Source organism: Clostridium sp., assembly GCF_016650095.1.
Taxonomy (GTDB): Bacteria; Bacillota; Clostridia; order Clostridiales; family Clostridiaceae; genus Clostridium_AD.
Map to the genome: position 1 here is coordinate 1 of NZ_JAENWL010000315.1, position 4487 is coordinate 4487.

Genomic DNA, 4487 nt, shown 5'->3' on the forward strand with positions numbered 1-4487 from the left:
CAATAATAAAAAGTGCGATTATTAGGTTTTCGCACTTTTACTTGTAACGTCAAATTATAAGAAAGTTAAGCTTTAATTCTAATCGAGTTAAACTAAATATGAGAATCTTTGAATTCAAATGTGAATATATTTCAATTTTAACAATAAATCAACAAAATTATATTAATAATCTATAACGAATAATTGCTTTTGTAAATAATTATAAAGAAATTTGTCAAGTTATATATATTACAACCGATATATATAACACAACTGTTACTTATATTATTACATTGTTATATACTAATATTACAATTATATGTGCTACTTAATTAAAAATTCATAGTGATAAATATGTTTATATAGTAGTTAATTTTGGTTATTTGGTTGTGAATTTATTGAATTTAAAATCAAATTTTAGAGAGGTGATTAAAGTTGGAACAATCGGTTTCAAAGGATTTTTCAGAAATTTCTAATATTAAAAAAAGAAACTTAGATGAATTATTAGCTTTAGTTGAAGAACTTGTAATTAACAAAGTAAGAATTGAGAAAATGAAAAATGAGGTTTCTGATACAACTCATGGAAAAACTCTAGATCAAGAGTTAAGGATTATTTCTGAAATCCAAACTTCTATAAAAAAAGTTAGACTAATTAAAATTAAAACAATAGAAAGTTCTTTGACAGATTTTATTAAAAGGTGTTGCACTCAATATAATGTTAAAGTCGATTTAATCTTTGAAGGATATGAACTAGAAATAGAAAATACGCTTATAATTTATATTCACAACATATTGAATTATTTAATAAAAGATATTTTTAAAAATGAATTTGAAGCTATTAAAGGCAAATCTAATCAAATTAAGGTTTCTGCTTCTTCTGATGGTAAAAATTTGACAACGATTATTGAGAGTAATGGAAAAGGCTTCAACTATAAAGATATCTGTGAAAAACTAAATAAAGAAAATCTAAATTTAATATCATTTAATGATGATGAAATTAAAGAATTTTTAAGTATTATAAATTTCACAAGTATTGAAGAATTGCTTAAATTAAGATTAGATTTAATATATTTAGATGGAAGTATGAAATTTGAATCCGAAATTAATGAATTTAGGCGCTTAACAATTGTGATTCCACTACCTTCGTCAATTATGCAAGGACTGCTTGTAACAATTGGAAATCAAACTTTTGCTATACCATTAGATTTTATTGAAACTATTATAAATAAAAATGCCGTTAAAACAAAAAAATCTAACAAAACTGAAATGATAATTTACATGGATCATATAATTCAGCTTGTACGAGTATCAGAATTATTAAATATCGAACCCACTCTCGAGCCCACATGTATATTAATAGTAAAATCAAACAATAAAAGAGCGGCTTTACTTGTAGATTCGCTTCTTGATCAAACAGATATGGTAATTAAGCCTAAACATTCAATTATGATGGATATTGACGAAATAAAAGGCACTACAATATTAGGTGACGGTTTAGTAACCCTTGTATTAGACATTCCATCAATACTTAAACAAATTTAGAGAGGTGAGACTATGCAGATACTTACATTTCTACTTAATGACGAACAATTTGCTATTGATATTACTTTAGTTGATACACTTAAAAATAAAATGCCTGTAACTCCTGTTCCAAACTCTAAAAAATATATTATTGGTTTAATTAGCAATCGTGGTAGTGTCATACCTGTTATTAATACTAGCTTGATATTAAATGAAAATGATTCAAATAACATTTTCGAAAAATTTATCATTATAAACTTAGGTAATGAAAAACTGGCACTAGCTGTTAATGAAATTGATGATGTATTACAGATTGAAGAAAAAAACATTGAAAACATTAATAATGATGAAGATTTTTCTATAATCAATGTTAATTCAAATATTATTACACTATTAACCTATAAACAATTAAAAAAAATCTAAATTAGATATTGGAGGAATTTCATATGATTAAAAAATTAAATAATGGAGAATTGGATTTAACTGTACTTGAGATTAAGGATGTTATTGATATTAAAACACTTCAAACCTTTCAAGATAATTTTGCTACTGGAATGAATATTGCTAGTGTTACTGTAGATAAAGATGGAACTCCTGTAACTAATCCAAGTTCTTATACAAGCTTCTGTATAGATTTTACACATTCTACTAAAGTAGGAGATGATAGATGTGCATTGTCACACAAGAAAGGCGGAGAAGAAGCTGCGAGAACCCGAAGACCATATATTTATACTTGCCATGCAGGATTAATAGATTTCGCTGCTCCTATATTGGTAGGTGATTATCAAATAGGAACCATTTTAGGAGGGCAAATTTTAACTTCCGCTCCAGAAGAAGCAAAATATAGAAAAACAGCAAATGAAATTGGCGTTAATGAAGAAGGTTATGTAAATGCAGTTAAAAATGTTTATATGACTAAGGAGAAAAATGTAACAGCAGCTGCGGAGGTACTATATATCGTAGCAAATTCAATTGCTACATCGGGTTATGAGAAGCTTAAACTAAGTAATGTGTCTCAAACCCTTGCCGAAAATTTTAGTCAAATATCTGCTACTATGGAAGAACTCAGTGCTTCTTCAGTAAATGTAACAAACAACCAACATAATTTAAGTGATGAAATTATTAACGTAAAAAAAATATCAATAGAAATAAATACAATATTAGATTCTATAAAAAGCATTGCGGATGAAACAAAAATGCTCGGATTAAATGCAGCCATAGAAGCTGCAAGAGCTGGGGAAGCGGGTAGGGGGTTTGGTGTGGTTGCAACTGAAATAAGGACCTTATCACAAAACTCAAAGGAAACAGCTTTAAAAATAATGGACCTGACAAACAAGATACAAGAATCTGTTAATAAGACAATTGAAACTTCCCATGCGACCCTTGAAACTACAGAGCAACAGTCAGCAGCAATTGAAGAGGTTACTGCTAGTCTTATGGAAGTTACAACTTTAGCTGATGAATTAAACTCAATGGCAACCCAAAAATAATAGTGGGTTGTAATGCAACAAAAAAGATATCCTTCTGATTAATCAAAAGGATATCTTTTTTTAATTTAAAAATGCTCCTGCTAGAGTACCTTATACATGCTTTCTCATGTGCTTTAATGCATTTTTTTCCACTCTAGATACCTGTGCTTGGGATATGCCAATTTCATTAGCCACCTCCATTTGAGTTCTTCCATCGAAGAACCTTAAATTTAAGATTAGCTTTTCTCTAATATTTAATTTTTCCATTGCCTCTTTAATTGATATATTATCAAGCCAACTATCATCTAAATTTTTAGTGTCACTTATTTGATCCATTACATAAATTTCATCTCCACCAGAATTATAAATTGGTTCAAATAGAGATATGGGATCTTGTATAGCATCTAGTGCAAATACTACATCTTCTTTTGGTAATTCTAGTTCTTTTGCTATTTGTGTTATGGTAGGTTCTTTATTGTCTTGATTAACCAATCTATCCCGAACTTGTAATGCTCTATATGCAATATCCCGTAGAGACCTACTTACTCTTATAGAGTTATTATCTCTTAAGTATCTTCTTATTTCGCCAATAATCATAGGGACTGCATATGTTGAAAACCTGACATTTAGACTTAAATCAAAATTATCAATAGACTTCATTAAGCCAATACAGCCTACTTGAAATAAATCATCTACGTTTTCTCCTCGATTATTGAAGTGCTTTATTACGCTTAAAACTAATCTTAAGTTTCCTTCAATAAACTTTTCTCTACACTCAATCTCACCATTTTGTATCCTAAATAGTAACTCTTTCATTTCCTTTTCTTTTAATACCGGCAATTTCGAGGTATTTACTCCACATATTTCTACTTTGTTGAACATCATAAAGTCATCATTCCCTTCAAAGTAATTGTTACTTAATTATGTCCCTATGATTTGTGTTTTATACTAAGGACAACCATACCCGATCGGAACAAATTAGTGGTAATGTATACCATTTATTACTTAGTAGGAAAATGAACTCCAAAAGTATATAGTTAATCTGTTAAATAAAAATATAAATGATATTAAAAATCCTGCTAACAAAGTAGTTAACAGGATTTTTATTATTACTATGCAGTTTTAAACTTTCTCATGTATATTCTAAAAGCAAGCTCTTCTAAAAAGTTAAAAACACTTGTGGTTATTAAGTATAAACCCAATGCTACTGGAGCTGCTATAGCAACAAATGAACCAACTGCAGCCATAATTATAATATTACTTTTACTAAGGGTAGCCTGGCCTTCAATTTTCAAAAAAGTCACATACGAAAGCAAACTAGGAGTTAAAGATGCAATTACATATATCATTGGAACAATAAAATAACTGTCTGAGACGTTAATACTCGATACCCAAGGTATAAGAACTGTTCCAACATCCATAGGAATTTTATTAAATACACTCCACATAGTCATTAGTATAGGCATTTGAAGTAGAGTTACTAAGCACCCAAACATGCTTTTTGCACTTTCAGCAGAC

5 protein-coding genes are annotated in these 4487 nt (G+C 28.9%); 3 read left to right on the plus strand and 2 right to left on the minus strand.

The window, feature by feature from the left end; translation table 11 throughout:
- The first annotated feature begins 414 nt into the window (after positions 1 to 414).
- From JJE11_RS15215 to JJE11_RS15225, 3 genes are read left to right on the plus strand one after another with little or no spacing between them, the layout of a single operon-like run.
- Entirely contained in the window at positions 415 to 1521 is a 1107-nt protein-coding gene (locus tag JJE11_RS15215; RefSeq protein WP_291637123.1) for a chemotaxis protein CheW, read from the plus strand.
- A gap of 12 nt (positions 1522 to 1533) precedes the next feature.
- Positions 1534 to 1923, plus strand: a complete 390-nt coding sequence (locus JJE11_RS15220) for a chemotaxis protein CheW (protein WP_291637126.1) — start codon at positions 1534 to 1536, stop codon at positions 1921 to 1923.
- 23 nt (positions 1924 to 1946) lie between these two features.
- On the plus strand, positions 1947 to 2990 hold the full coding sequence (locus tag JJE11_RS15225; RefSeq protein WP_291637128.1) for a PocR ligand-binding domain-containing protein: 1044 nt from the start codon (positions 1947 to 1949) through the stop codon (positions 2988 to 2990).
- Positions 2991 to 3080: 90 nt separating this feature from the next.
- Here the strand turns inward: JJE11_RS15225 and sigG are convergent, their stop codons facing one another.
- Together sigG and JJE11_RS15235 are read right to left on the minus strand one after the other, a co-directional pair.
- Entirely contained in the window at positions 3081 to 3854 is a 774-nt protein-coding gene (gene sigG, locus JJE11_RS15230) for an RNA polymerase sporulation sigma factor SigG (RefSeq protein ID WP_291637130.1), read from the minus strand.
- A gap of 227 nt (positions 3855 to 4081) precedes the next feature.
- On the minus strand, positions 4082 to 4487 hold a 406-nt coding region (locus JJE11_RS15235), incomplete at its 5' end, for a YidC/Oxa1 family membrane protein insertase (protein WP_291637132.1).

What these genes read in the sequence shown, in the direction of transcription:
- JJE11_RS15220 (WP_291637126.1), top strand. Translation starts at nt 1,534, where the DNA reads ATGCAGATACTTACATTTCTACTTAATGACGAACAATTTGCTATTGAT.
- JJE11_RS15225 (WP_291637128.1), top strand. Translation starts at nt 1,947, where the DNA reads ATGATTAAAAAATTAAATAATGGAGAATTGGATTTAACTGTACTTGAG.
- sigG (WP_291637130.1), bottom strand. Translation starts at nt 3,854, where the DNA reads ATGATGTTCAACAAAGTAGAAATATGTGGAGTAAATACCTCGAAATTG.